This window comes from Pseudomonas sp. H2_A10, from assembly GCF_054680085.1.
Genome location: NZ_CP162821.1, coordinates 2,415,362 through 2,438,456, shown reverse-complemented (window position 1 = coordinate 2,438,456; position 23,095 = coordinate 2,415,362). Strand labels below are relative to the sequence as shown.

Sequence of the window (23,095 nt, the reverse complement as noted above, 5' to 3'; positions counted from 1 at the left end):
TCAATTCCGGCTCAGGGAAGCAATAAACGATGCCAATGTCCGCCGTTATCGAAAACACCGCCAAAACCAAAACCCAAAAACAGTGGTTGGCCGGGCTGGTGACCAGTGTGATGTTTCTTATCGTTTGCCTGAGTTGGGGTACTACCTGGCTGGGGATCAAAATCGCCGTGGAGAGCGTGCCACCCCTCACCTCCGCCGGCCTGCGCTTTCTTATCGCGTTTCCGCTGTTCCTGTGTTTTGCCATGGTGCGCCGCGAGCCGATCCTGTTTCCCAGGGAAAGCCGATGGTTCTTCGTATTCGTGACCCTGTCCTACTTCAGCGTGCCCTACTACCTGCTCAACTATGGCGAGATGCATGTCTCGTCCGGCCTCACTGCCCTGCTGTTCAGTTGCATGCCCGTCTTCATCCTGATCTTCTCCGCGTTGTTCCTGCGCGAGCGCATCTACTTTTCCCAGGTGGTCGGTATCGGTATCGGCTTCGGCAGCCTGTACATGATCATCAAGAGCCAGGGCCTGCATTTGGACCACGCCGAGTTCCTAGGGGTACTGGCGATTCTCACTGCCGCGATCATGCATGCCTTGTGCTATGTCATCACCAAGCAAAAAGGCAGCGCGATCAGCGTCATCACCTACAACACCCTGCCCATCGGCATTGCCGGGCTGATGCTGTTCGTGGCCGGCCTGTGGTTTGAAACGCCCACCTTCGAAAACATCACCCTGCGCTCCTGGAGCGCGCTGTTCTACCTTGGGCTGGTGGCCTCGGTGGGCGGGTTCATCGTGTACTTCATGCTGCTCAAGCGCTTGAGCCCGATCATCCTGTCGTTCGTATTCATCATCTTCCCGGTGTTCGCGGTGATCATCGGCGCCTGGTACGAAGGCGTGTCGATTTCCCGCGACCTGATGCTGTACTCGGCCATCCTGCTGGCCGGCTTCGCAATCACCAAGTTGCCCGTTGAAAAACTCCTGGCCAAGAAAAATTGACCCTCCCACAACTACGCGAGAGAAACATGGAAGTCCTCCGCCCCACCGCCCTGGAACAGATCTACGCCCACGCCAGCCGCAGCTATCCCGAGGAATGCTGTGGCTTCGTCTTCGCCGACGGCAGCGTGTACCTGGGCAGCAATATCCAGAATGAGCTGCACCGCAAGAACCCCGAGATGTACCCACGCAGCGCGGCCAACGGCTACACCTTTTCGGTCGCCGACACCCTGCTGATGAACAAGGCGTTTCGCAGCGACAACCCGGTGGTAGTGATCTATCACTCCCACCCGGACGTGGGCGCCTATTTCAGCGATGAAGACCAGGACAAGGCCCTGTTCATGGGCGAACCGATCTACCCCGTCAGCTACCTGGTGGTCGACGTTCGCCGGGGCCAGGCCCTGGGTTCCAAATTGTTTGCCTGGGATGGCAAACATTTCGCACTTAAACCTTTCAACGACCTGCACACGGAGTTGTCCATGAACGCTGTCTCTTTCCCCGACATTCTGGTTCGCGTGGCCAAGCTGCCGGAATCGACCCTCGTGGGCCCCGGATCGACATTGCGCGAAGTCATTGAAAACCTCTGCACCAACCACCCGCAGTTGCGCCAGCATCTGTTTCACGACAAGAACAACCAGCTCAAGGAACACTTCCTGTTTACCGCGGAGGAAGCGTTGATTGAAGCCGATGAACCCTTGCCGGAAAAAGCCCGGATCGAAGTGTTGCTCGCGACGTCCGGCGGCATCGACGTCGACACCCTGAGCAACGAAGAGGTACAGCGTTATGTGCGCCACATCACCCTGCCGGGCGTCGGCCGCGAAGGCCAACTGAACCTCAAGAAAGCCAAGGTACTGATCATCGGCACCGGCGGCCTGGGCTCGCCCATCAGCCTGTACCTGGCGGCAGCCGGTATCGGCACCCTGGGCCTGGTGGATTTCGACGTGGTGGAAAGCAGCAACCTGCAACGCCAGATCGTCCACGGCAACGGCACGCTGGGCATGCCCAAAGTCGAGTCCGCCAAGCAGCGCCTGCAGGACCTCAACCGCCATATCCAGATCAACGCCCACAACACCGCCCTGAATGCCGACAACGCCCTGGAGCTGGTGGGGGCCTATGACCTGGTGATCGACGGCACCGATAATTTCGACACGCGCTACTTGGTCAACGACGCCTGTGTGCAATTGGGCAAGCCGTTGGTGTATGGCGCCATCTATCGCTTCGACGGCCAGATCAGCGTGCTCAACTATAAAGGCGGGCCGTGCTATCGCTGCCTGTTCCCCCAGGCACCGCCGGCGGAACTGGCCCCCAATTGCAGCGCGGGCGGGGTGATCGGCGTGCTGCCTGGCGTGGTCGGGATGATCCAGGCCACCGAGGCGATCAAATTGCTGATCGGCATTGGCGAGCCTCTGTCCGGGCGCCTGATGCGCTTCGATGCGCTGGCGATGAAGTTCAGCGAGATCCGCTTCAAGCGCCGCGCCGACTGCCCGTGCTGTTCGCAGCTGCGCCACAGCGAATCGGTGGCGCCGGCCGTGTGCGCCGACGCCGTACCCAGCGCGCCGTCACTGGCCCAAGAGCGCTACATCAAACCACGGGTACTCAAGCAACTGCTCGAACACCCTCGCAGCGCCGACGTACTGCTGGATGTGCGTGACGCCAGCGAACTGGAGGTGTGCAAGTTGCCGGGCGTGGTGCATATCCCCCTGGCCGAGCTGGACGGGCAACTCGACCGCCTCAGCCGCGATAACACCCATTATCTGATCTGCTACGCCGGCACCCGCGCCGAGCAAGCCGCCAGCACACTGATTGCCGCCGGCTTCGCCAACACCAAAGTCCTGCAAGGCGGCATGAAACACTGGGTTCGCGACGTCGAACCCGACATGCCGTTGTACTGAGCAGGGGCTGAACGATGCTGCATAACTCAATTCTCGACGCCATCGGCCATACGCCGATCGTGCGCCTGGCGCAGTTTTCCGAAGACCTCGGTATCGAGGTCTACGCCAAACTGGAATCCCTGAACCCCGGCGGCAGCCACAAGGCGCGCATCGCCCTGGGCATGATCCTCGACGCCGAACGCCGCGGCGTGCTGATCCGTGATGCCGGGCAAACCATTATCGAGCCCAGCGGCGGCAATACCGGCATTGGTCTGGTAATGGCCGGCAATGTGCTGGGCTACAAGGTGGTGCTGGTGATTCCCGACAACTACAGCCCCGAAAAACAGAAGCTACTGCGCCTGTACGGGGCCAAGGTGGTGCTGTCGGACAGCCGTCTCGGTAACAACTCCCACGGTGAAAAGTGCATGGAACTGCAGCTGGAAAACCCCAGCTACGTGATGCTCAACCAGCAACGCAACGGCGCCAACCCGCAGACCCACCGCGACACCACCGCACCGGAAATCCTGCGCGCCTTTGGTGACCGTCACGTGGATTACTTCATCAGCGGCATCGGCACCGGCGGCCATATCACCGGCATCGGCGAAACCCTCAAAGCCGCCTGGCCCGGGCTTCGCGTAATGGGCGTGGAACCTGAGGAATGTGACCTGCTGAAAAACCAGCACGCGCCGCATCATATCCAAGGCCTGTCGATTGGCCTGATCCCGAGCATCCTCAACCTCGATGTCATCGACGGCATGCTCAAGGTCTCGCGCCAGGACTGCCTCGACATGATGAAACGCATCATGCGCACCGACGCCATCAGCCTGGGACTGTCCTCCGCCGCCAACATGGTGGCCATCGCCAGGCTCGCCCCCGAACTACCGCCCGAAACGGTGGTGTTGACCATGGTCTACGACAATGCCGACAGCTACCTGCCCAACTTCGAATAACCGGGTTTCCAACCATCCAGACTGCGGGGGTGCCTCCATGGGCGGCTTTATCGACATGCAACAACTGCACGATGAGTTGCTCACCCACCTCATCAGAACCCTCACGCCCATGCAGATGAAACAGCTCGAACCGCATCTGGCGCCGCTGGTGCAAAACGCTGCGCAGGCGGTGGCCGAAGACCTGATCGCCTATGCCTACCGCGACCCGGCGTCCCGTGGGCGCGGTGAACTGATCCTGGAGTCCTATGCTTCGTTCAAAGCCGTTCTGTATTACCGGCTTGCACACTTGGTGTGGAACTTCCCCGACCAGACCAACGGCGTGTTCTCACGCATCGCCCTCAAGCTGAGCAATCAGGGCAAGGTGTTGTCGGGGGCCGAGATTCACCCCGCAGCGCGCATCGGCAGGCGCTTTGTGCTGGACCACGGCTACGGCACGGTGATCGGTGAAACCTGTGAGATCGGCAACGACTGCTACATCCTCTGCGGCGTGACCCTGGGAGCTCGCGGTATCGCCAACAACCCCGACGGCAAGCGCCACCCGCGCCTGGGCAACAATGTCGAAGTCGGCTCCGGGGCTCGCGTGCTGGGCTATGTACTGATCGGCGATAACGTGTTTATCAGCCCTTCGTGCGTGATCACCCAGGACGTGCCCGCCGGAACCAAGGTCAAGGTGGTCAACCAGATCCAACTGCAAAAAAACGATGAATCGGACCACAGCAACTACCTCGGAGCCTTCGCCCTGGATGAGCGCCTGCACGTGGTCGGCGAGATCAATGCCAGCCACAAGGTCACGGTGCTCGACGCCGATTTCCACCCTTTGCCGGGGCTGATGCTCGAACCCACGGTCAAGGAACGCCACCACCTGCAATTTCGCCTGCACCGCGTGGCAACTGGCGACCACCTGCCGCGCCTGCCGCTGAACCTGAAAGTCTGCGGCCCCGAATTTGAAATCACCCTGCTCTCTCCCCCTGGCTTGAGCGCAATGGTGCGTCACCTGTTGCAAGCCAGCCCACTGATCGTCGGAGGTTGAACATGTCCGTGCACACCATGGAAACCCTGGCGCTGTTCGACAGCGCGCCCTACCAGAACGCCTTCAGCGCACGGGTGATTGCCGTCAGCGAACACGGCGTTGCCCTGGAGCACACGCTGTTTTACCCCACCGGTGGCGGCCAGCCGGGCGACACCGGGCATTTGAGCCTGCCCGATGGCACCCAGGTAGCCGTGACAGGCACGGTGCGCGATCCGGTATTGCGTTCGATCATCTGGCACCAGGTGGAACACTGCCCGCAGCAACTGGCCGCCGGCGTGCAGGTAGACGCCGACCTGGATTGGGAGCGGCGCTACCAACACATGAAAATGCACACCTGCCTGCATCTGTTGTGCTCGATCATTGACGCCCCCGTGACCGGTTGCAGCATCAGCGCCGACAAGGGCCGCCTGGATTTCGATTTACCGGAAATGACCCTCGACAAAGACAGCATCACTCGCGACCTCAATACGCTGATAGAACAGGCCCACCCGGTTAAAACCCTGTCGATGGCCGCCACGGAATACGCCACCCTGCTGCAGATCACCCGCACCCAGGCGGTGGCGCCGCCGGTGATCCAGGGCTCGGTACGGGTGATTGAAATCGCCGGCATCGATATCCAGCCCTGCGGCGGCACCCACGTGCTCAACACCGAGGAAATCGGCCGGGTGTTCTGCGAAAAAATCGAGAAAAAGAGCAAGCACAACCGCAGGGTGATACTGCGATTTGAGTAAACGCGATCATGAATGTGGGAGGGGCACCGCCCCTCCCACAATTTAGTCCTGCACCGTTTTTCAGATCACGAACAGGTCCATGAAGCGGTTGACCGGCGTGGCCTCAAGCTGCGCCTGATCCTTGCACAAGGCAAAAATTTCGGCACTGCGCTGGCCGGTAAACCGCGTGCACAGGTTGGCCTTGAACTTGTCTTCCAGCAACGAAATGCCCTGCGCACGACGGCGACGATGGCCAATCGGATACTCCACCGCCACCTGCTCGGTAAAGGTGCCATCGACGAAGAACACTTGCACCGCATTGGCGATGGAACGCTTGTCGGCTTCCAGGTACTCACGGCTGTAGCGCGGTTCCTCGACGATTTCCATCTTGTCGCGCAACACGTCGATGATCGGGTGCGCGGCGTGGAACGCATCCTCGTAGTGCTCGGCCACCAGCGTGCCGAACGCCAGGGGCACGACGGTCATGTATTGCAGGCAGTGGTCGCGGTCGGCGGCATTGGCCAGTGGGCCGACCTTGGAGATGATGCGGATCGCCGACTCGTGGGTGGTGATCACGATACGCTCGATTTCATGCAGGCGATGTTTGACTTGCGGGTGCAAGGTCACCGCCGCTTCGCAAGCCGTTTGCGCGTGGAACTCGGCGGGGAAGCTGATCTTGAACAGCACGTTTTCCATCACGTAGGTGCCATAGGCTTGGGACAGGCTGAACGCACGTTTGTCTTCGGGCTTGAGGGCCAGATCCTTGTTGGTGTGGCTGAACAGCACGTCATAGAACCCCCACTGCGGCGCACTCAATACACCAGGGATGCCCATCTCGCCCCGCAGCGCGATATCCGCCAGGCGTACGCCACGACTCGACGCATCACCCGCCGCCCAGGATTTACGCGAACCGGCGTTCGGCGCATGTCGGTAAGTCCGCAGCGCCTGCCCGTCGACAAACGCGTGGGACAAGGCCGCCAGCAATTGCTCACGATTGGCCCCCATCAGTTTGGCGGTGACGGCGGTGGAGGCGACTTTCACCAACAGCACATGGTCGAGGCCGACGCGGTTGAACGAGTTTTCCAGCGCGATCACGCCCTGGATTTCGTGAGCCATGATCATCGCTTCCAGCACCACGCGCACGGTCAGCGGCGCGTCGCCATTGGCCAGGCGTTTTTGCGACAGGTGATCGGCCACGGCGAGGATGCCGCCGAGGTTGTCGGAAGGGTGGCCCCATTCGGCGGCGAGCCAGGTGTCGTTGTAGTCGAGCCAGCGCACGATGCAGCCGATGTCCCACGCCGCCTTGACCGGGTCCAGCCGAAATGACGTGCCCGGCACGCGTGCGCCGAACGGCACCACGCTGCCTTCGACGAGCGGCCCGAGGTGCTTGGTGCATTCGGGGAAACGCAGGGCCAGCAGGCCACAGCCGAGCGTGTCCATCAGGCAGTTGCGCGCGGTGTCCAGTGCGAGCGGCGAGTCGATTCGGTAACTGAGGACGTAGTCGGCGATGTCCTGCAGGACCTGGTCGTAGTCGGGGCGATTGTTCTGGTCGACGTTGGTGCTCATGGCAGTGCTCCAAAAGTTAGGGTTGTTCCATCCTCAGGGTCAGGGTTGATCGTGTCGCAGGTCTGTATGCCTGCTTATGTCCCTTGTGGGGGGAGGCTTGCTTCCTCCCACAGGGAATTGGTGTTGGGCTTTAGAAAGAGTCGCCGGGGACGCGCACGCAACCTTCCATCAACACCCGCGCACTGCGGCTCATGATGGCTTTTTTCACGACCCATTCGCCGTTCACCTGGGTGGCTTCAGCACCCACGCGCAAGGTGCCGGACGGATGCCCGAAGCGCACGGCGTTACGTTCAATGCCACCGGCCGCGAGGTTGACCAAGGTCCCGGAAATCGCCGCCGCCGTGCCAATTGCCACCGCCGCCGTGCCCATCATCGCGTGGTGCAGCTTGCCCATGGACAGCGCACGCACCAGCAAATCCACATCCCCGGCCTTGATCGCCTTGCCGCTGGAGGCCACGTAATCGGAAGGCTTGGCCACAAACGCGACCTTCGGCGTGTGCTGGCGCTGGGCCGCTTCGTCCAGGTGCTTGATCAAGCCCATGCGCAGCGCGCCGTGGGCACGCACGGTCTCGAACATGGCCAGGGCCTTGGGGTCGCCGTTGATCGCACCTTGCAGCTCGGTGCCGGTATAACCCAAGTCTTGGGCGTTGATGAAAATCGTCGGGATACCGGCGTTGATCAGCGTGGCCTTGAAGGTGCCGATACCAGGTACTTCCAGATCGTCGACCAGGTTGCCGGTGGGGAACATCGAGCCACCGCCGCCCTCTTCTTCCGCCGCCGGGTCCATGAATTCCAGCTGCACTTCGGCAGCCGGAAACGTCACGCCGTCCAGTTCGAAGTCGCCGGTTTCCTGTACCGCGCCGTCGGTGATCGGCACGCGGGCGATGATGGTCTTGCCGATATTGGCCTGCCAGACGCGCACCACGGCCACGCCGTTGTGTGGGATTCGAGCCGGCTCGACCAAACCCGCACTGATCGCGAACGAACCCACCGCCGCCGACAGGTTGCCGCAGTTGCCGCTCCAGTCGACAAAGGGCTTATCGATGGAGACCTGGCCAAACAGGTAGTCCACGTCGTGATCGGCACGGGTGCTCTTGGAAAGAATCACGGTTTTGCTGGTGCTGGACGTGGCGCCGCCCATGCCATCGATTTGCTTGTCGTAGGGATCGGGGCTGCCGATCACTCGCAGCAACAAGGCATCGCGGGCCTTCCCCGGGACCTGCGCCGAAGCGGGCAGGTCCTGGAGGCGGAAAAATACGCCCTTGCTGGTGCCGCCACGCATATAGGTGGCGGGGATCTTGATTTGCGCTACAGGTGCCATATGCATCCTCTTCTCAGGCGGTCGCCGCCGATTCCAGGAAGTCCTGGGCGAAACGTTGCAACACGCCGCCCGCCTCGTAGATCGACACTTCTTCGGCAGTGTCCAGGCGGCAGGTCACCGGCACCTCGACACGTTCGCCGTTCTTGCGGTTGATCACCAGGGTCAACTGCGCACGCGGTGTGCGTTCGCCGACCACGTCATAGGTTTCACTGCCGTCGATGTGCAAGGTGTGGCGGTCGGTGCCCGGCAGAAACTCCAGCGGCAACACGCCCATGCCCACCAGGTTGGTGCGGTGGATACGTTCGAACCCTTCGGCGGCAATCGCTTCCACACCGGCCAGGCGTACGCCCTTGGCGGCCCAGTCGCGGGAGGAGCCTTGGCCGTAGTCGGCACCGGCGATGATGATCAGCGGCTGCTTGCGTTCCATGTAGGTTTCGATGGCTTCCCACATGCGCGTAACCTTGCCTTCGGGCTCGATGCGCGCCAGGGAGCCCTGCTTGACCTTGCCGTTTTCCTGCACCATTTCGTTGAACAGTTTCGGGTTGGCGAAGGTGGCGCGTTGCGCGGTCAGGTGGTCGCCACGGTGGGTCGCGTAAGAGTTGAAGTCGACTTCCGGCAGGCCCATTTTCGCCAGGTATTCGCCGGCGGCGCTGTCGAGCATGATCGCGTTCGAAGGCGACAGGTGGTCGGTGGTGATGTTGTCCGGCAGCACCGCCAGCGGGCGCATGCCCTTGAGCGGGCGCGCACCGGCCAATGCGCCTTCCCAGTACGGCGGGCGGCGGATATAGGTGCTTTGCGGGCGCCAGTCGTACAGCGGCGTGACCTTGGGGCCGGTGTCTTCGTGGATCGCGAACATCGGAATGTATACCGCGCGGAACTGCTCGGGCTTGACCGAGGCCTTGACCACCGCGTCGATTTCTTCGTCGCTCGGCCAGATGTCCTGCAGGCGGATCTCCTTGCCGTCGGCATCCAGGCCAAGCACGTCCTTTTCGATGTCGAACCGGATGGTGCCGGCAATCGCATAGGCCACCACCAGCGGCGGCGACGCCAGGAACGCTTGCTTGGCGTACGGGTGAATCCGCCCGTCGAAGTTGCGGTTGCCCGAAAGCACGGCGGTGGCGTACAGGTCGCGGTCGATGATCTCTTGCTGGATCACCGGGTCCAGCGCGCCGGACATGCCATTGCAGGTGGTGCAGGCGAAGGCCACTACGCCAAAGCCGAGTTTTTCCAGCTCATGGCCCAGGCCGGCTTCTTCCAGGTACATCGCCACGGTTTTCGAGCCGGGCGCCAGGGACGATTTGACCCACGGCTTGCGCGTCAGCCCCAGCCGGTTGGCATTGCGCGCCAGCAGGTCGGCGGCGATCACGTTGCGCGGGTTGCTGGTGTTGGTGCAACTGGTGATGGCGGCGATGATCACCGCGCCGTCCGGCATCTGCCCCGGTACGTCGTCCCACTGGCCGCAAATGCCTTGAGCAGCCAGGTCACGCGTGGCGACGCGGGCGTGGGGGTTGCTCGGGCCGGCCATGTTGCGCACGACGCTGGACAGGTCGAAGCTCAGGCCACGCTCGTATTGCGCCCCCTTGAGGTCATCGGCCCACAGCCCGGTGTGGCGTGCGTACTGCTCGACCAGCGCGACTTGTTCGTCTTCGCGGCCGGTGAGCTTGAGGTAGGCAATGGTTTGCTGGTCGATGTAGAACATCGCCGCCGTGGCACCGTATTCCGGGGCCATGTTGGAGATGGTCGCGCGGTCGCCCAGGGTGAGCGCCGACGCACCTTCACCAAAGAACTCCAGCCACGCGCCGACGACTTTTTGCTTGCGCAGGAACTCGGTCAGCGCCAGCACCATATCGGTGGCCGTGATGCCCGGCTGCAGCTTGCCGGTGAGCTCGACGCCCACGCTTTCGGGCAGGCGCATCCACGAGGCGCGGCCGAGCATCACGCTCTCGGCTTCCAGGCCACCGACGCCGATGGCGATCACGCCCAAGGCGTCCACATGCGGGGTGTGGCTGTCGGTGCCGACACAGGTGTCGGGGAAGGCCACGCCGTCGCGCACCTGGATCACCGGGGACATTTTCTCCAGGTTGATCTGGTGCATGATGCCGTTACCCGGCGGGATCACGTCGACGTTCTTGAAGGCTTTTTTGGTCCATTCGATAAAGTGAAAACGGTCTTCGTTGCGGCGGTCCTCGATGGCGCGGTTCTTCTGGAACGCATCCGGATCGAAACCACCGGCCTCGACGGCCAGGGAGTGGTCGACAATCAACTGGGTCGGCACCACCGGGTTGACCTGCGCCGGGTCACCGCCTTGCAGGGCGATGGCGTCGCGCAGGCCGGCGAGGTCGACCAGCGCGGTCTGGCCAAGGATGTCGTGGCACACCACGCGCGCCGGGAACCAGGGAAAGTCGAGGTCGCGTTTGCGTTCGATCAGTTGGCTCAGGGACGCCTCAAGGGTGGCCGGGTCGCAACGGCGCACCAGGTTTTCAGCGAGCACGCGGGAGGTATAGGGCAACGTCGCGTAGGCGCCGGGGGTGATGGCTTCGACTGCCGCGCGGGCGTCGAAGTAATCCAGGCGGCTGCCGGGCAGCGGTTTGCGAAATTCAGTGTTCATCGTCAGGACTCGGTCACGGTGGTTGCAAGAGGGACCCACTGATCCAGATTTGACATGCGATTTAAATGTGGAAGGGGGCAAGTCGAGTCGTCGCACCGCCCTCCCACATTTGATCTCATTCCACTTCAGGATCGCCGGTCTTCAGCGACGTTCGATTGGCACGAACTTGCGCTGTTCGACGCCGGTGTACTCGGCGCTTGGACGGATGATGCGGTTGTTGGCACGCTGCTCAAACACATGCGCGGCCCAGCCGGTCAGGCGCGAGCAGACAAAGATCGGCGTGAACAGCTTGGTCGGGATGCCCATGAAGTGGTACGCCGAGGCATGGTAGAAGTCGGCGTTGGGGAAGAGTTTTTTCTGCTCCCACATGGTTTTGTCGATGGCTTCGGAGACCGGGAACAACACGGTGTCGCCCACTTCGTCGGCGAGTTTTTTCGACCAGCCCTTGATCACTTCATTGCGCGGGTCGTTGTCTTTGTAGATCGCGTGGCCGAAGCCCATGATCTTGTCTTTGCGCGCCAGCATGCCGAGGGTGCCTTCCACCGCTTCTGCGGCAGAGCCGAAACGTTCGATCATCTCCATCGCCGCTTCGTTGGCGCCGCCATGCAGCGGGCCGCGCAGCGAGCCGATGGCAGCGGTGACGCAGGAATACAGGTCCGACAGGGTCGAAGCGCACACTCGTGCGGTGAAGGTCGACGCGTTGAACTCGTGCTCGGCGTAGAGGATCAGCGACACATTCATGACTTTCTCATGCAGCTCGCTCGGCTTCTTGCCGTGCAGCAGGTGCAGGAAGTGGCCGCCGATGCCTGGCTCGTCAGTCACGCAGTCGATGCGCTTGCCGTCATGGCTGAAGCGGTACCAGTAACACATGATCGCCGGAAACGCGGCGAGCAGGCGGTCGGTGACATCCCGTTGCACACTGAAGTCTTTCTCGGGTTCGATATTGCCCAGGAACGAACAACCGGTGCGCATCACGTCCATCGGATGGGCGTCGGCGGGGATGCGTTCCAGCACTTCTTTCAGTGCCTGGGGCAGGTCGCGCAGCTTGCTCAGCTTGTGGCGATAGTCGGTCAGTTGGGCCTGGGTCGGCAGTTCGCCGTACAACAGCAGGTAGGCGACTTCTTCAAACTGCGCGTCGGCGGCCAGTTCGCGTACGTCGTAGCCGCGATAGGTCAGGCCGGCACCGGCTTGGCCCACGGTGGACAGAGCGGTCTGCCCGGCGACCTGGCCACGCAGGTCGGCGCCACTCAATACTTTTGCTTCAGCCATGTTCGTTCTCCAATTTTGTAGTTATGGGAGGCGCGTTCGTTACTTTTTCGCGGCGAACAGCGCGTCGAGCTTCTGCTCGAAGGTGTGGTAGTCGATGCGGTCGTAAAGCTCCATGCGGGTTTGCATGGTGTCGATCACGTTCTGCTGGGTGCCGTCGCGACGGATCGCGGTGTAGACGTTTTCGGCGGCCTTGTTCATGGCGCGAAAGGCCGAGAGCGGGTACAGCACCAGGGAAACATCGGCAGATTTCAACTGTTCGGTGGTGTACAGCGGCGTCGCACCGAATTCGGTGATATTGGCCAGAATTGGCGCTTTCACCCGGGCAGCGAACAGTTTGTACATCTCCAGTTCAGTGATGGCTTCCGGGAAGACCATGTCGGCACCGGCCTCGATACAGGCGGCGGCACGCTCCAGGGCGGATTCCAGGCCTTCGACGGCCAGGGCATCGGTACGCGCCATGATCACAAAGCTGTCATCGGTGCGCGCATCCACGGCGGCCTTGATGCGGTCGACCATCTCCTGCTGGGAGACGATTTCTTTGTTCGGGCGATGCCCGCAGCGTTTGGCGCCGACCTGGTCTTCGATGTGGATGGCGGCCGCGCCGAACTTGATCATCGACTTGACGGTGCGCGCCACGTTGAACGCCGAGGAACCGAACCCGGTGTCCACGTCCACCAGCAGCGGCAGGTCGCATACATCGGTGATACGACGCACGTCGGTGAGCACGTCGTCCAGGCCGGTGATGCCCAGGTCCGGCACGCCCAGGGAGCCGGCAGCCACGCCGCCGCCTGACAGATAAATCGCCTTGAAGCCGGCGCGCTTGGCCAACAGGGCGTGGTTGGCGTTGATCGTGCCGACCACCTGCAACGGATGCTCGCTGGCGACCGCGTCACGGAAACGCTGGCCGGGTGTGCTTTTATTATTCGAACTCATGACTCACCTCTATCAGGGGCGCCGTCCGGAAAGTGACGGGCAATATTGCGTTTGGAAGCGCCGATATGCCGGCGCATCAACAATTCGGCCAATTCACCGTCGCGATCGGCAATCGCGTCCAGAATGCGGTGATGCTCGGCAAAAGCCTGGCGTGGACGATTCGGCGTGGCGGAGAACTGGATGCGGTACATGCGCACCAACTGGTACAGCTCGCCGCAGAGCATTTGAGTGAGGGTGCGGTTGCCCGCGCCTTGAATTATCCGGTAATGAAAGTCGAAGTCGCCTTCCTGCTGGTAGTAACCGACGCCGGCCTGGAATGCCGCATCCCGTTCATGGGTATGCAGCACTTGGCGCAGTTCTTCGATTTCGGCGTCGGTCATGCGCTCGGCGGCCAAGCGGCAGGCCATGCCTTCCAGGGACTCGCGGATCTCATAGAGCTCGACCAGCTCGGCATGGCTCAACGACACAACGCGGGCGCCCACATGGGGCACGCGCACCAGCAGGCGCTGGCCTTCCAGACGATGGATCGCTTCGCGCAGCGGGCCGCGGCTGATGCCGTAGGTGCGCGCCAGTTCCGGCTCGGAGATCTTGCTGCCGGGGGCGATCTCGCCCTTGACGATGGCGGCCTGGATACGCCGGAAGACGTTCTCCGACATTGTCTGGGACTCGTCGGAAGCAGCGACCGGAGATTCCGATTGAACCCACATATTGTCGACACCTTTAAAAGCAATGCCGCAAAAACTAGCCAATCAGCCTGCATTAGTCAAAGAATAAATCCACATTGTCGACAATCGTCTAATAACCCTCAACGTATTCACCGAGAGCATGGCCGCCTGCCAGCGCTGGCGCCAAAAAAGCATCATGTTAGAATGCCCGCCGCTTTTGCCTGACATCATTGGATGAAACGGCGCACGAGGGAGTTTGCGCAGCAATGCCAGTCGCCTTGAATTGAACATCGCACTGCACCGCCTCAGGATCTATGAGACTCAAGCCCTTCCCCCTGTTTTGCCTACTGTGCCTACCGAGCCTTGGCGTTGCCGCCGAGAAGACCGTGTATGGCCTCAACGAATATGCCCAATTGGCTGATATCGACCTGGAGGTCGCCGCCAAGCTGGACACCGGTGCCAAGACCGCGTCCCTCAGCGCCCGCGATATCAAGCGTTTCAAGCGCAACGGCGAATCCTGGGTGCGATTCTACCTGGCCATCGACGCCGCCCATTCCCACCCCATCGAGCGCCCCCTGGCCCGCGTCAGCAAGATCAAGCGCCGCGCTGGCGACTACGACCCCGATGAAGACAAGAACTACACCGCCCGCCCGGTGATTTCCCTGGATATCTGCATGGGCAGCGCTTTACGCAGCATCGAAGTGAACTTGACTGACCGCAGCGCTTTCCAATACCCGCTGCTGATCGGCTCCGAAGCGTTGAAACGCTTTGATGCGCTGATCGACCCCAGTCTTAAATACGCAGCAGGCAAACCCGCCTGCGCCGCCGACGCTCATACCGCCGAGTAAACCGAATGCGCTCTCTTACCCTGCACCTGAAAATCCTGATCGCCATCCTGGTGGTGCTGGGTATTTCGGTCACCGCCTATCAGATTTTCGTGCTGGGCATTCCCGTCACCGAGGACGCCACCGACGACTTGTGGAACATCGACGCCAAAGTCGAGTTCGTCGCCAGCCCGAAAGACCCGGTGAAAATCCAGATGTTCGTGCCCCCCTTGAGCCGCGACTTCGTCAGCCTTAATGAGAGTTTCATTTCCAATAACTACGGGGTCAGCGTCAACCGCATCGACGGTAACCGCAAGGTCACCTGGTCGGCACGCCGGGCCAAGGGCAACCAGACCCTGTATTACCGCCTGGTGCTGACCAAGCGTTACAGCGGCGAAAAAGCCAAGATCAAAGGCCCGACCTTCCGCGACAGCATCGCCGTGGAAGGCCCGGAAAAAATCGCCGCCGAAGCCCTGCTGGCACCGATCCGCCAGCATTCGGCCGACGTCGAGACCTTCATTACCGAAGCGATCAAGCGCACCAACAACCTCAATGACGACAATGTGAAGTTGTTGCTGGCGGGCGACCCGTCGACGCCGCACAAGGCCAAGATCGTCGAGTTGCTGTTGTCCATCGCCCATGTGCCGGTGGAAAAGGTGCACACCATCCGCCTGGTCGCCGACCAACCGCAAACCCCGGAACTGTGGCTGCGCAGCTTCAATGGCAATGACTGGCTGTATTTCAACCCGGAAACCGGCGAACAGGGCCTGCCCGCCGACCGCCTGCTGTGGTGGACCGGCGATGAAAACCTGATCACCGTCGATGGCGGCAAGAAAGCCATGGTCACCTTCAGCCTCAACAACAGCGAAATGAACGCCATTCGCCTGGCCAAGCTGACCGACGAAAACACCGACGCCAATTTCCTCGAATACTCGCTGTATGGCTTGCCGCTGCAAACCCAGCAGACCTTCATGATCATGGTGATGATCCCGATCGGCGTGCTGGTGATTCTGATCCTGCGTAACCTGATCGGCCTGCAGACCCTGGGCACGTTCACCCCGGTGTTGATCGCCCTGGCGTTCCGCGAAACGCAGTTGGGCTTCGGGATCATGCTGTTTACGGTGATCACCGCGCTGGGGCTGTCGCTCAGGTCGTACCTTGAACATTTGAAGCTGCAGATGCTGCCGAGGCTGTCGGTGGTGCTGACGTTCGTGGTGGTACTGATCGCGGCCATCAGCCTGTTCAGCCATAAGCTGGGCCTGGAACGCGGCCTCTCCGTGGCACTGTTCCCGATGGTGATCCTGACCATGACCATCGAACGCCTGTCGATTACCTGGGAAGAACGCGGCGGTGGCCATGCGATGAAGGTGGCGATTGGTACGCTGTTCGCCGCGTCCCTGGCGCACATCATCATGAGCGTGCCGGAGTTGATCTACTTCGTGTTCACCTTCCCGGCGATCCTGCTGATCCTGGTGGGCTTCATGCTGGCCATGGGGCGTTATCGCGGCTATCGCCTGACCGAACTGGTGCGCTTCAAGGCCTTCCTCAAGGCTGACTCGTAATGTTCGGCTTCTGGAAGACCTGGAAAGCCCTCGAAGCGCGGGGGATTATGGGCATCAACCGGCGTAACGCCGACTACGTGCTCAAGTACAACAAGCGCAGCCTGTACCCGATCGTGGATGACAAAATCATCACCAAGGAACGCGCGATCGCCGCCGGCATCCATGTGCCGCAAATGTACGGGGTGATCTCCACCGAAAAGGAAATCGACAAGCTCGACGAAATTATCGCCGGGCGCAGCGACTTCGTGATCAAGCCGGCCCAGGGTGCCGGCGGGGATGGCATCCTCGTCGTGGCCGACCGCTTTGAAGGGCGCTATCGCACGGTGTCCGGCAAAATCATCAGCCATGAAGAGATCGAACATCAGATCTCCAGCATCCTCACCGGCCTGTACTCCCTGGGCGGCCACCGTGACCGTGCGCTGATCGAATACCGCGTGGTGCCCGACCAGATCTTCAAAAGCATCAGTTACGAAGGCGTACCGGATATCCGCATCATTGTGCTGATGGGCTACCCGGTGATGGCCATGCTGCGCTTGCCGACCCGCCAGTCCGGCGGCAAGGCCAACCTGCACCAGGGCGCGATCGGCGTGGGCGTGGACCTGGCCACCGGCCTGACCCTGCGTGGCACCTGGCTGAATAACATCATTACCAAGCACCCCGACACCACCAACGCGGTGGACGGCGTGCAGTTGCCCAACTGGGACGGTTTCATGAAGCTCGCCGCGGGCTGCTACGAGCTGTGCGGGTTGGGCTATATCGGCGTGGACATGGTGCTGGACCAGGAAAAAGGCCCGCTGATCCTGGAGCTGAATGCACGGCCGGGGCTGAATATCCAGATCGCCAACGACTGTGGGCTGACCCTGCGCACCCATGCGGTGGAGGCCCGATTGGAAGCGCTGAAAGCTGCCGGCGTGACGGAAACGGTGGAAGAACGAGTGAAGTTCGTACAGGAAATGTTTGGGCATATTCCGCCCGTCGAAGGTTGATCCGGCCTTCGAACTGTCTATCCCCGACATCCCCTCTAGGAGCAAATCCTACGGGGGACTACAATCCCCTCCCCCGCGCCTTGGCTGATCCACCCCGCATGTCGACCTGTTCCGTACACCCGCTGCCCTACCGGGCCAACCCCGCCGAGTATTTTGCGGCGATTCGCCATGCGCCCGGCGCGGTGCTACTCGACAGCGGCCGGCCGGTGGCCGAGCGCGGGCGTTATGACCTGCTCAGCGCCTGGCCCGAGGCGACCTTGGCGGTGGAGCCCGACGAAAGCGGCAGCGATTTCCTGCAGCGTTTGCGTAAAAACCTGACTCAGTTGGGTAACGCCAGCCTGCCCCACGGTTACACCTTGCCGTTTGTCGGTGGTTTGATCGGCTACCTGAGCTATGACTTTGGCCGACACCTGGAGCAAATGCCGCACCTGGCGGTGGATGACTTGCACCTGCCGGACGCGCGCTTCGGTTTGTATGCCTGGGCGCTGATCAGTGATCACCAGGTGCAAACCAGTCAACTGGTGTTCCACCCGGCGCTGGCTGACAGCGAGCGGCAACGCTTGATCGCGCTGTTCAGTCAACCGACGGCCGAGACCACGGCGCCGTTCGCGCTGAAGGGGCCAATGAAGTCGGACCTGACCCCTGAGGCTTACCACCAGGCCATCGTGCGCATTCAGGATTACATCCAGGCCGGTGACTGCTACCAGGTCAACTTTGCCCAGCGTTTTCGCGCGCCGTGCATCGGTGATCCATGGGCGGCTTATTGCGCCTTGCGCGCAGCCTGCCCAACGCCTTTTTCCGGTTTCCAGAGCCTGCCGGATGCCGGCGCGGTGCTGAGCTTGTCACCGGAACGCTTCGTCAGGGTCAGCGAGGGCCAGGTTGAAACCCGCCCGATCAAAGGCACGCGGCCACGCGGCGCAACGCCTGAACAAGACGCCGCCCACGCCGCCGAACTGCTGGCCAGCCCCAAGGATCGCGCCGAAAACCTGATGATTGTCGACCTGCTGCGCAACGACCTCGGCCGCACCTGTCGCACCGGCTCGGTGAGCGTGCCGGAGTTGTTCAGCCTGGAAAGCTACCCCAACGTGCATCACCTGGTCAGCAGCGTTATCGGCGAGTTGGCCGACAACAAAGACGCCCTCGACCTGATCGCCGGCAGCTTCCCCGGCGGGTCCATTACCGGTGCGCCGAAGATCCGCGCAATGCAGATCATCGACGAACTGGAGCCGACGCGACGCGGCTTGTATTGCGGCTCCCTGGTGTACCTGGACGTGCGCGGCGAGATGGACAGCTCCATCGCCATCCGCACTTTGCTGGTCAAGGATGGCCAGGTGTGCTGCTGGGGCGGAGGCGGGATCGTGGCGGATTCGCAGTGGGAGGCGGAGTATCAGGAGTCGCTGACCAAGGTACGGGTGCTGTTACAAACCTTGGAAAGTTTGTAACGCACGACCCTCGTGGCTTTGGGCATCAACTGAATGACTTACAGGCTCAACGTCCGATTCGAAGCCTTGATGAACTCCCGCTTCAAATCCTCAAACGTATGCACCGCTGGGAACTGCGGGAACTCGCGAATCACATTCTCCGGCGCGTGGAACAGAATCCCACGGTCGGCTTCGCCCAGCATGGTGGTGTCGTTGTAGGAATCGCCGGCGGCGATCACGCGGTAGTACAGGCTCTTGAACGCCAGCACCGACTGGCGCTTGGGGTCTTTCTGGCGCAGTTGGTAGCTGATCACCCGGTCATTTTCATCGGTGATCAGACGGTGGCAAAGCAAGGTCGGGAAGCCCAGTTGGCGCATCAGCGGCTGGGAGAACTCGTAGAACGTGTCGGACAGGATCACCACCTGGAAGCGCTCGCGCAGCCAATTGACGAACTCGATGGCGCCTTCCAGCGGCTTGAGCGTGGCGATCACGGCCTGTATGTCGGCAAGCTTGAGCCCGTGTTCGTCGAGGATGCGCAGACGTTGCTGCATCAGCACGTCGTAGTCGGGAATGTCGCGGGTGGTGGCCCGCAGGGATTGGATACCGGTTTTTTCGGCGAAGGCGATCCAGATTTCCGGAACCAGCACCCCTTCCAGGTCAAGACAGGCAATTTCCACAAGACACTCCATTGGATTTATTGGTTGAGCGGGCAAAACGACTGCCGAACTCTAGCGATTCAAGCTCGCCGCCGCAACGCAGAGCGGATTTTGTTACCATCGCCCACCTAGAGAGCGCTCAGCGCCACTGACCTGTAGGAACCGTCCTGATGAACCAAGCCTTCGACGTCGTTGAACTCGCCACGACCTATGCCAACAAATCCGCCCAGGACATTCTCAAGCTGGCGTTCAGCCAGTTCGGCGATGACCTGTGGATCTCTTTCAGCGGTGCCGAGGACGTGGTGCTGGTGGACATGGCCTGGAAGCTGAACAAGAACGTCAAGGTGTTCAGCCTCGACACCGGCCGCCTGCATCCGGAGACCTACCGATTTATCGAGCAGGTACGCGAGTTCTACAAAATCGACATCGAACTGATCTCGCCGGACCAGAGCAAGCTGGAGCCGTTCGTCAAGGAAAAGGGCCTGTTCAGCTTCTACAAGGATGGCCATGGCGAATGCTGCGGCGTGCGCAAGATCGAACCGCTGCGCCGCAAATTGTCCGGCGTGAGCGCCTGGGCCACCGGCCAACGCCGCGACCAGAGCCCCGGCACCCGCAGCCAGGTGGCGGTGCTGGAGATCGACACAGCCTTTTCCACCCCGGAACGCACCCTGTACAAGTTCAACCCGTTGGCGCAAATGACCAGCGAAGAGATCTGGGGTTATATCCGCATGCTGGAACTGCCCTACAACAGCCTGCATGAGCGCGGCTTTATCAGCATCGGCTGCGAGCCATGCACCCGGCCGGTGTTGCCCAACCAACATGAGCGCGAAGGCCGCTGGTGGTGGGAAGAGGCCACGCAGAAGGAATGCGGGCTGCACGCGGGGAACATCATCAGCAAGGCGTGAGGGTTGACGCGGTTGGAAAATGTGGGAGGGGGCTTGCCCCGATAGCGGTCTGTCAGTCAGCGTATGTTTGACTGAAACACCGCTATCGGAGGCAAGCCCCCTCCCACATTTGTTTTGTATTTAGGCTTGAAATGTACACACAAATGTAACCATTGGTGCCATTTATGTGTGCAATTCTTATTCAGACGCACCATAACGTAACACCTGCCCCCGACTATCGTCTGTCTCGTTGAACCCCACGCTTACACCTTAAAAATAAATAACTGTTCAATCGGTCAATTTATAAATCTTTAAATTCAGCCAGTTATTTAGATCCCCTATTAAAACGAAATTAGCCAGGGTTTTCATAGATCCAAAACTGGCACGCATGTGGCTTAAGGTGAAAAGTGCTTTGTATACAATAAATACAAAACCTACATACACTTTGCCATCCGCCGCTTTGCTGCAGATGTGCTGGAGCCTGCCGGAATGCGTACTAGCCTCTCGAATGACCTCGCACTGGATCTGCCCTCTTCAGCCTTGAACCCCGAGGCCGCCGGCCCGCTGGTACTCAGCCCACGCCTGCACAACAAGGACCTGGCGCCTACCAAGGTGGAAGGCCGGCGTTGGGGGCGCTATAGCATTTTTGCGCTGTGGACCAATGACGTGCACAACATCGCCAATTATTCGTTCGCCATCGGCCTGTATGCGCTGGGCCTGGGCGGTTGGCAAATCCTGCTGTCCCTGGGGATCGGCGCGGCGCTGGTGTACTTCTTCATGAACCTGTCGGGGTATATGGGCCAGAAGACCGGGGTGCCGTTCCCGGTGATCAGCCGTATCAGTTTCGGTATTCATGGCGCGCAGCTTCCGGCGCTGATCCGTGCGGTGATTGCGATTGCCTGGTTTGGTATCCAGACCTACCTGGCATCGGTGGTTTTCCGCGTGCTGCTGACGGCAATTCATCCAGGCTTTGCCGAGTATGACCACAACGCGATCCTGGGCTTATCCACCCTGGGTTGGGTGTGTTTTGTGGCGATCTGGTTCGTGCAACTGGTGATCCTGGCCTACGGCATGGAGATGGTGCGGCGCTACGAAGGCTTCGCCGGGCCGGTGATCCTGGCAACGATGGCTGCCTTGACCGGCTGGATGTACTTCCAGGCGGGCGGCAATATTGCCTGGTCGATCCGCGAACCCCTGAGCGGCGGCGAGATGTGGCGCAATATCTTTGCCGGCGGCGCGCTGTGGTTGGCGATCTACGGCACGCTGATCCTCAACTTCTGTGATTTCGCCCGCTCTTCACCGTGCCGCAGAACCATACAGGTCGGTAATTTCTGGGGCCTGCCGGTGAACATCCTGGTGTTCGCCGCCATCACCGTGCTGCTGTGCGGCGGGCAATTTCAGCTCAATGGCCGAGTGATCGAAAGCCCCACCGAAATCATCGCGGCCATCCCCAACACCTTCTTTCTCGTGCTGGGTTGCCTGGCGTTCCTGATTGTCACCGTGGCGGTGAACATCATGGCCAATTTCGTCGCCCCGGCCTTTGTGCTGAGCAACCTGGCGCCCAAGTACCTGAACTTTCGGCGTGCCGGGTTGATCAGCGCCACCGTGGCGGTGTTGATCCTGCCGTGGAACCTCTACAACAGCCCCTTGGTGATTGTGTATTTCCTCTCCGGCCTGGGCGCGCTGCTGGGGCCGCTGTACGGGGTGATCATGGTTGATTACTGGCTGATCCGTAAAAGCCAGGTGGATGTACCGCAGTTGTACAGCGAAGATCCGAAAGGCGTTTATCACTACAGCCGTGGGGTCAATTTACGTGCCGTCGCGGCGTTTATTCCTGCGGCGGTGATCGCCATCCTGCTGGCGCTGTTGCCGGGTTTTGCCAGCGTCTCGCCGTTTTCCTGGCTGTTTGGCGCCGGTATTGCAGGGGTGCTGTACCTGCTGATCGCCAAGCGCGAACCGTTTTACGCCGATGTCAGCGGCGAAAGCATTGCAGTCGATAACGTCAGTCATTAATCAAGGACATTCCATGCGTATCCTCGTGGTCAACGTCAACACCACCGCCTCCATCACCGACACCATCGCCCAGCAAGCGCGGGCCGTGGCGGCGCCGGGCACCGAAATCGTCGGGCTCACCCCGTACTTTGGCGCCGAGTCGGTGGAGGGCAATTTCGAAAGCTACCTGGCGGCCATCGCTGTGATGGACCGGGTCATGGCTTACGACCAGCCATTCGACGCAGTGATCCAGGCCGGCTACGGCGAACATGGCCGCGAAGGCTTGCAGGAATTGTTGAACGTGCCGGTGGTGGATATCACCGAAGCCGCCGCCAGCACCGCCATGTTCCTGGGCCACGCTTATTCGGTGGTGACCACCCTGGACCGCACGGTGCCGCTGATTGAAGACCGCCTGAAGCTCGCCGGCCTGTACCAACGCTGCGCCTCGGTGCGGGCCAGCGGCATGGCTGTGCTGGAATTGGAAGAAAACCCGCTGGCCGCCATGGAAGCCATTGTGCGCCAGGCGGAGCTGGCCATTGGGGAAGACAAGGCCGAAGTGATCTGCCTGGGCTGCGGCGGCATGGCCGGGTTGGACGAAAAAATTCGCCAGCGCACCGGCGTGCCGGTGGTGGATGGGGTGACGGCGGCGGTGACGATTGCCGAATCGTTGGTGCGGTTGGGGCTGTCGACGTCCAAAATTCGGACTTATGCGACGCCAAGGCCTAAAAAGATCATGGGCTGGCCGGGCACGTTCGGCCGTTGAGATCGAATGTGGGGGCTTGCTCCCGATGCGAGGGTGTCAGCTGGCTGATGGATGACTGACCCACTGCTATCGGGGCACGCCCCCACACACGCTTTGAACTGAGCCTG

Annotated in this window: 19 protein-coding genes; 12 read left to right on the top strand and 7 right to left on the bottom strand. The window is 61.1% G+C overall.

What is annotated here, in order from left to right; all coding sequences use genetic code 11:
- The first annotated feature begins 86 nt into the window (after positions 1-86).
- The 5 genes from AB4O23_RS11410 to AB4O23_RS11390 are packed head-to-tail and all read left to right on the top strand — an operon-like array spanning position 87 to position 5,559.
- Entirely contained in the window at positions 87-980 is an 894-nt protein-coding gene (locus AB4O23_RS11410) for a DMT family transporter (RefSeq protein ID WP_161979888.1), read from the top strand.
- Between the two features lie 26 nt (positions 981-1,006).
- The gene (moeB, locus tag AB4O23_RS11405; RefSeq protein ID WP_017527451.1) at positions 1,007-2,869 is read left to right on the top strand and encodes a molybdopterin-synthase adenylyltransferase MoeB; all 1,863 of its coding nucleotides are present in this window, start codon (positions 1,007-1,009) and stop codon (positions 2,867-2,869) included.
- A 14-nt stretch (positions 2,870-2,883) separates the two neighbouring features.
- Positions 2,884-3,798, top strand: a complete 915-nt coding sequence (locus AB4O23_RS11400) for a PLP-dependent cysteine synthase family protein (protein WP_065878211.1) — start codon at positions 2,884-2,886, stop codon at positions 3,796-3,798.
- A gap of 37 nt (positions 3,799-3,835) precedes the next feature.
- Positions 3,836-4,828 (top strand): serine O-acetyltransferase, encoded by a 993-nt coding sequence (locus AB4O23_RS11395; RefSeq protein ID WP_017527449.1) that lies wholly within the window; start codon positions 3,836-3,838, stop codon positions 4,826-4,828.
- Positions 4,829-4,830: 2 nt separating this feature from the next.
- Positions 4,831-5,559, top strand: coding sequence for an alanyl-tRNA editing protein (locus tag AB4O23_RS11390; RefSeq protein WP_460089299.1), 729 nt, complete (start codon positions 4,831-4,833; stop codon positions 5,557-5,559).
- 60 nt (positions 5,560-5,619) lie between these two features.
- On the opposite strand, the gene prpD is transcribed toward AB4O23_RS11390, so the two are convergent.
- The 6 genes from prpD to AB4O23_RS11360 form a co-directional block, all read right to left on the bottom strand.
- Positions 5,620-7,104, bottom strand: coding sequence for a 2-methylcitrate dehydratase (gene prpD, locus AB4O23_RS11385; protein WP_460063217.1), 1,485 nt, complete (start codon positions 7,102-7,104; stop codon positions 5,620-5,622).
- Between the two features lie 130 nt (positions 7,105-7,234).
- Positions 7,235-8,425 (bottom strand): 2-methylaconitate cis-trans isomerase PrpF, encoded by a 1,191-nt coding sequence (gene prpF, locus AB4O23_RS11380; protein ID WP_017527446.1) that lies wholly within the window; start codon positions 8,423-8,425, stop codon positions 7,235-7,237.
- A gap of 13 nt (positions 8,426-8,438) precedes the next feature.
- On the bottom strand, positions 8,439-11,033 hold the full coding sequence (gene acnD / locus AB4O23_RS11375) for a Fe/S-dependent 2-methylisocitrate dehydratase AcnD (protein ID WP_460063213.1): 2,595 nt from the start codon (positions 11,031-11,033) through the stop codon (positions 8,439-8,441).
- Positions 11,034-11,174: 141 nt separating this feature from the next.
- Positions 11,175-12,302: a bifunctional 2-methylcitrate synthase/citrate synthase gene (gene prpC, locus AB4O23_RS11370; RefSeq protein ID WP_460150483.1), complete on the bottom strand. Its 1,128-nt coding sequence runs from the start codon at positions 12,300-12,302 to the stop codon at positions 11,175-11,177.
- Between the two features lie 39 nt (positions 12,303-12,341).
- Complete coding sequence (prpB, locus tag AB4O23_RS11365; RefSeq protein WP_065878219.1) at positions 12,342-13,235, bottom strand: methylisocitrate lyase; 894 nt, start codon at positions 13,233-13,235, stop codon at positions 12,342-12,344.
- On the bottom strand, positions 13,232-13,942 hold the full coding sequence (locus AB4O23_RS11360) for a GntR family transcriptional regulator (protein WP_017527442.1): 711 nt from the start codon (positions 13,940-13,942) through the stop codon (positions 13,232-13,234). Before AB4O23_RS11360 ends, prpB begins: the two co-directional genes overlap by 4 nt.
- A gap of 272 nt (positions 13,943-14,214) precedes the next feature.
- Between AB4O23_RS11360 and rloA the strand changes: the two genes are divergently transcribed.
- From rloA to pabB, 4 genes are all read left to right on the top strand, one after another.
- Positions 14,215-14,748, top strand: a complete 534-nt coding sequence (gene rloA / locus AB4O23_RS11355) for a retropepsin-like aspartic peptidase RloA (protein ID WP_017527441.1) — start codon at positions 14,215-14,217, stop codon at positions 14,746-14,748.
- 5 nt (positions 14,749-14,753) lie between these two features.
- The gene (gene rloB / locus AB4O23_RS11350; protein WP_017527440.1) at positions 14,754-16,286 is read left to right on the top strand and encodes an osmotic stress tolerance membrane protein RloB; all 1,533 of its coding nucleotides are present in this window, start codon (positions 14,754-14,756) and stop codon (positions 16,284-16,286) included.
- The gene (locus AB4O23_RS11345; RefSeq protein WP_017527439.1) at positions 16,286-17,272 is read left to right on the top strand and encodes an alpha-L-glutamate ligase-like protein; all 987 of its coding nucleotides are present in this window, start codon (positions 16,286-16,288) and stop codon (positions 17,270-17,272) included. The genes rloB and AB4O23_RS11345 overlap by 1 nt, the downstream gene beginning before the upstream one ends.
- Positions 17,273-17,370: 98 nt before the next feature.
- The gene (gene pabB / locus AB4O23_RS11340) at positions 17,371-18,714 is read left to right on the top strand and encodes an aminodeoxychorismate synthase component I (protein WP_017527438.1); all 1,344 of its coding nucleotides are present in this window, start codon (positions 17,371-17,373) and stop codon (positions 18,712-18,714) included.
- 38 nt (positions 18,715-18,752) lie between these two features.
- Here pabB and thrH read toward each other — a convergent pair whose 3' ends face one another.
- Complete coding sequence (gene thrH, locus AB4O23_RS11335) at positions 18,753-19,370, bottom strand: bifunctional phosphoserine phosphatase/homoserine phosphotransferase ThrH (protein ID WP_017527437.1); 618 nt, start codon at positions 19,368-19,370, stop codon at positions 18,753-18,755.
- A gap of 149 nt (positions 19,371-19,519) precedes the next feature.
- Between thrH and AB4O23_RS11330 the strand changes: the two genes are divergently transcribed.
- The 3 genes from AB4O23_RS11330 to AB4O23_RS11320 all read left to right on the top strand — a co-directional run bounded on the left by AB4O23_RS11330 (position 19,520) and on the right by AB4O23_RS11320 (position 22,988).
- Positions 19,520-20,254: a phosphoadenylyl-sulfate reductase gene (locus AB4O23_RS11330; RefSeq protein WP_065878221.1), complete on the top strand. Its 735-nt coding sequence runs from the start codon at positions 19,520-19,522 to the stop codon at positions 20,252-20,254.
- Between the two features lie 468 nt (positions 20,255-20,722).
- Entirely contained in the window at positions 20,723-22,246 is a 1,524-nt protein-coding gene (locus tag AB4O23_RS11325; protein WP_460063208.1) for an NCS1 family nucleobase:cation symporter-1, read from the top strand.
- Positions 22,247-22,259: 13 nt separating this feature from the next.
- Positions 22,260-22,988 carry an aspartate/glutamate racemase family protein gene (locus tag AB4O23_RS11320; protein WP_017527434.1) on the top strand — a complete coding sequence of 243 codons (729 nt, stop codon included), beginning with the start codon at positions 22,260-22,262 and terminating at the stop codon, positions 22,986-22,988.
- Positions 22,989-23,095: the final 107 nt, after the last annotated feature.

Bases quoted from the DNA above. Each gene is read 5' to 3' on its own strand.
- AB4O23_RS11400 (WP_065878211.1), top strand. From the start codon at position 2,884: ATGCTGCATAACTCAATTCTCGACGCCATCGGCCATACGCCGATCGTG.
- prpF (WP_017527446.1), bottom strand. From the start codon at position 8,425: ATGGCACCTGTAGCGCAAATCAAGATCCCCGCCACCTATATGCGTGGC.
- moeB (WP_017527451.1), top strand. From the start codon at position 1,007: ATGGAAGTCCTCCGCCCCACCGCCCTGGAACAGATCTACGCCCACGCC.
- rloA (WP_017527441.1), top strand. From the start codon at position 14,215: ATGAGACTCAAGCCCTTCCCCCTGTTTTGCCTACTGTGCCTACCGAGC.
- AB4O23_RS11325 (WP_460063208.1), top strand. From the start codon at position 20,723: ATGCGTACTAGCCTCTCGAATGACCTCGCACTGGATCTGCCCTCTTCA.
- AB4O23_RS11330 (WP_065878221.1), top strand. From the start codon at position 19,520: ATGAACCAAGCCTTCGACGTCGTTGAACTCGCCACGACCTATGCCAAC.
- AB4O23_RS11360 (WP_017527442.1), bottom strand. From the start codon at position 13,942: ATGTGGGTTCAATCGGAATCTCCGGTCGCTGCTTCCGACGAGTCCCAG.
- AB4O23_RS11345 (WP_017527439.1), top strand. From the start codon at position 16,286: ATGTTCGGCTTCTGGAAGACCTGGAAAGCCCTCGAAGCGCGGGGGATT.
- acnD (WP_460063213.1), bottom strand. From the start codon at position 11,033: ATGAACACTGAATTTCGCAAACCGCTGCCCGGCAGCCGCCTGGATTAC.
- AB4O23_RS11390 (WP_460089299.1), top strand. From the start codon at position 4,831: ATGTCCGTGCACACCATGGAAACCCTGGCGCTGTTCGACAGCGCGCCC.
- AB4O23_RS11395 (WP_017527449.1), top strand. From the start codon at position 3,836: ATGGGCGGCTTTATCGACATGCAACAACTGCACGATGAGTTGCTCACC.
- pabB (WP_017527438.1), top strand. From the start codon at position 17,371: ATGTCGACCTGTTCCGTACACCCGCTGCCCTACCGGGCCAACCCCGCC.
- AB4O23_RS11320 (WP_017527434.1), top strand. From the start codon at position 22,260: ATGCGTATCCTCGTGGTCAACGTCAACACCACCGCCTCCATCACCGAC.
- prpD (WP_460063217.1), bottom strand. From the start codon at position 7,104: ATGAGCACCAACGTCGACCAGAACAATCGCCCCGACTACGACCAGGTC.
- prpB (WP_065878219.1), bottom strand. From the start codon at position 13,235: ATGAGTTCGAATAATAAAAGCACACCCGGCCAGCGTTTCCGTGACGCG.
- rloB (WP_017527440.1), top strand. From the start codon at position 14,754: ATGCGCTCTCTTACCCTGCACCTGAAAATCCTGATCGCCATCCTGGTG.
- prpC (WP_460150483.1), bottom strand. From the start codon at position 12,302: ATGGCTGAAGCAAAAGTATTGAGTGGCGCCGACCTGCGTGGCCAGGTC.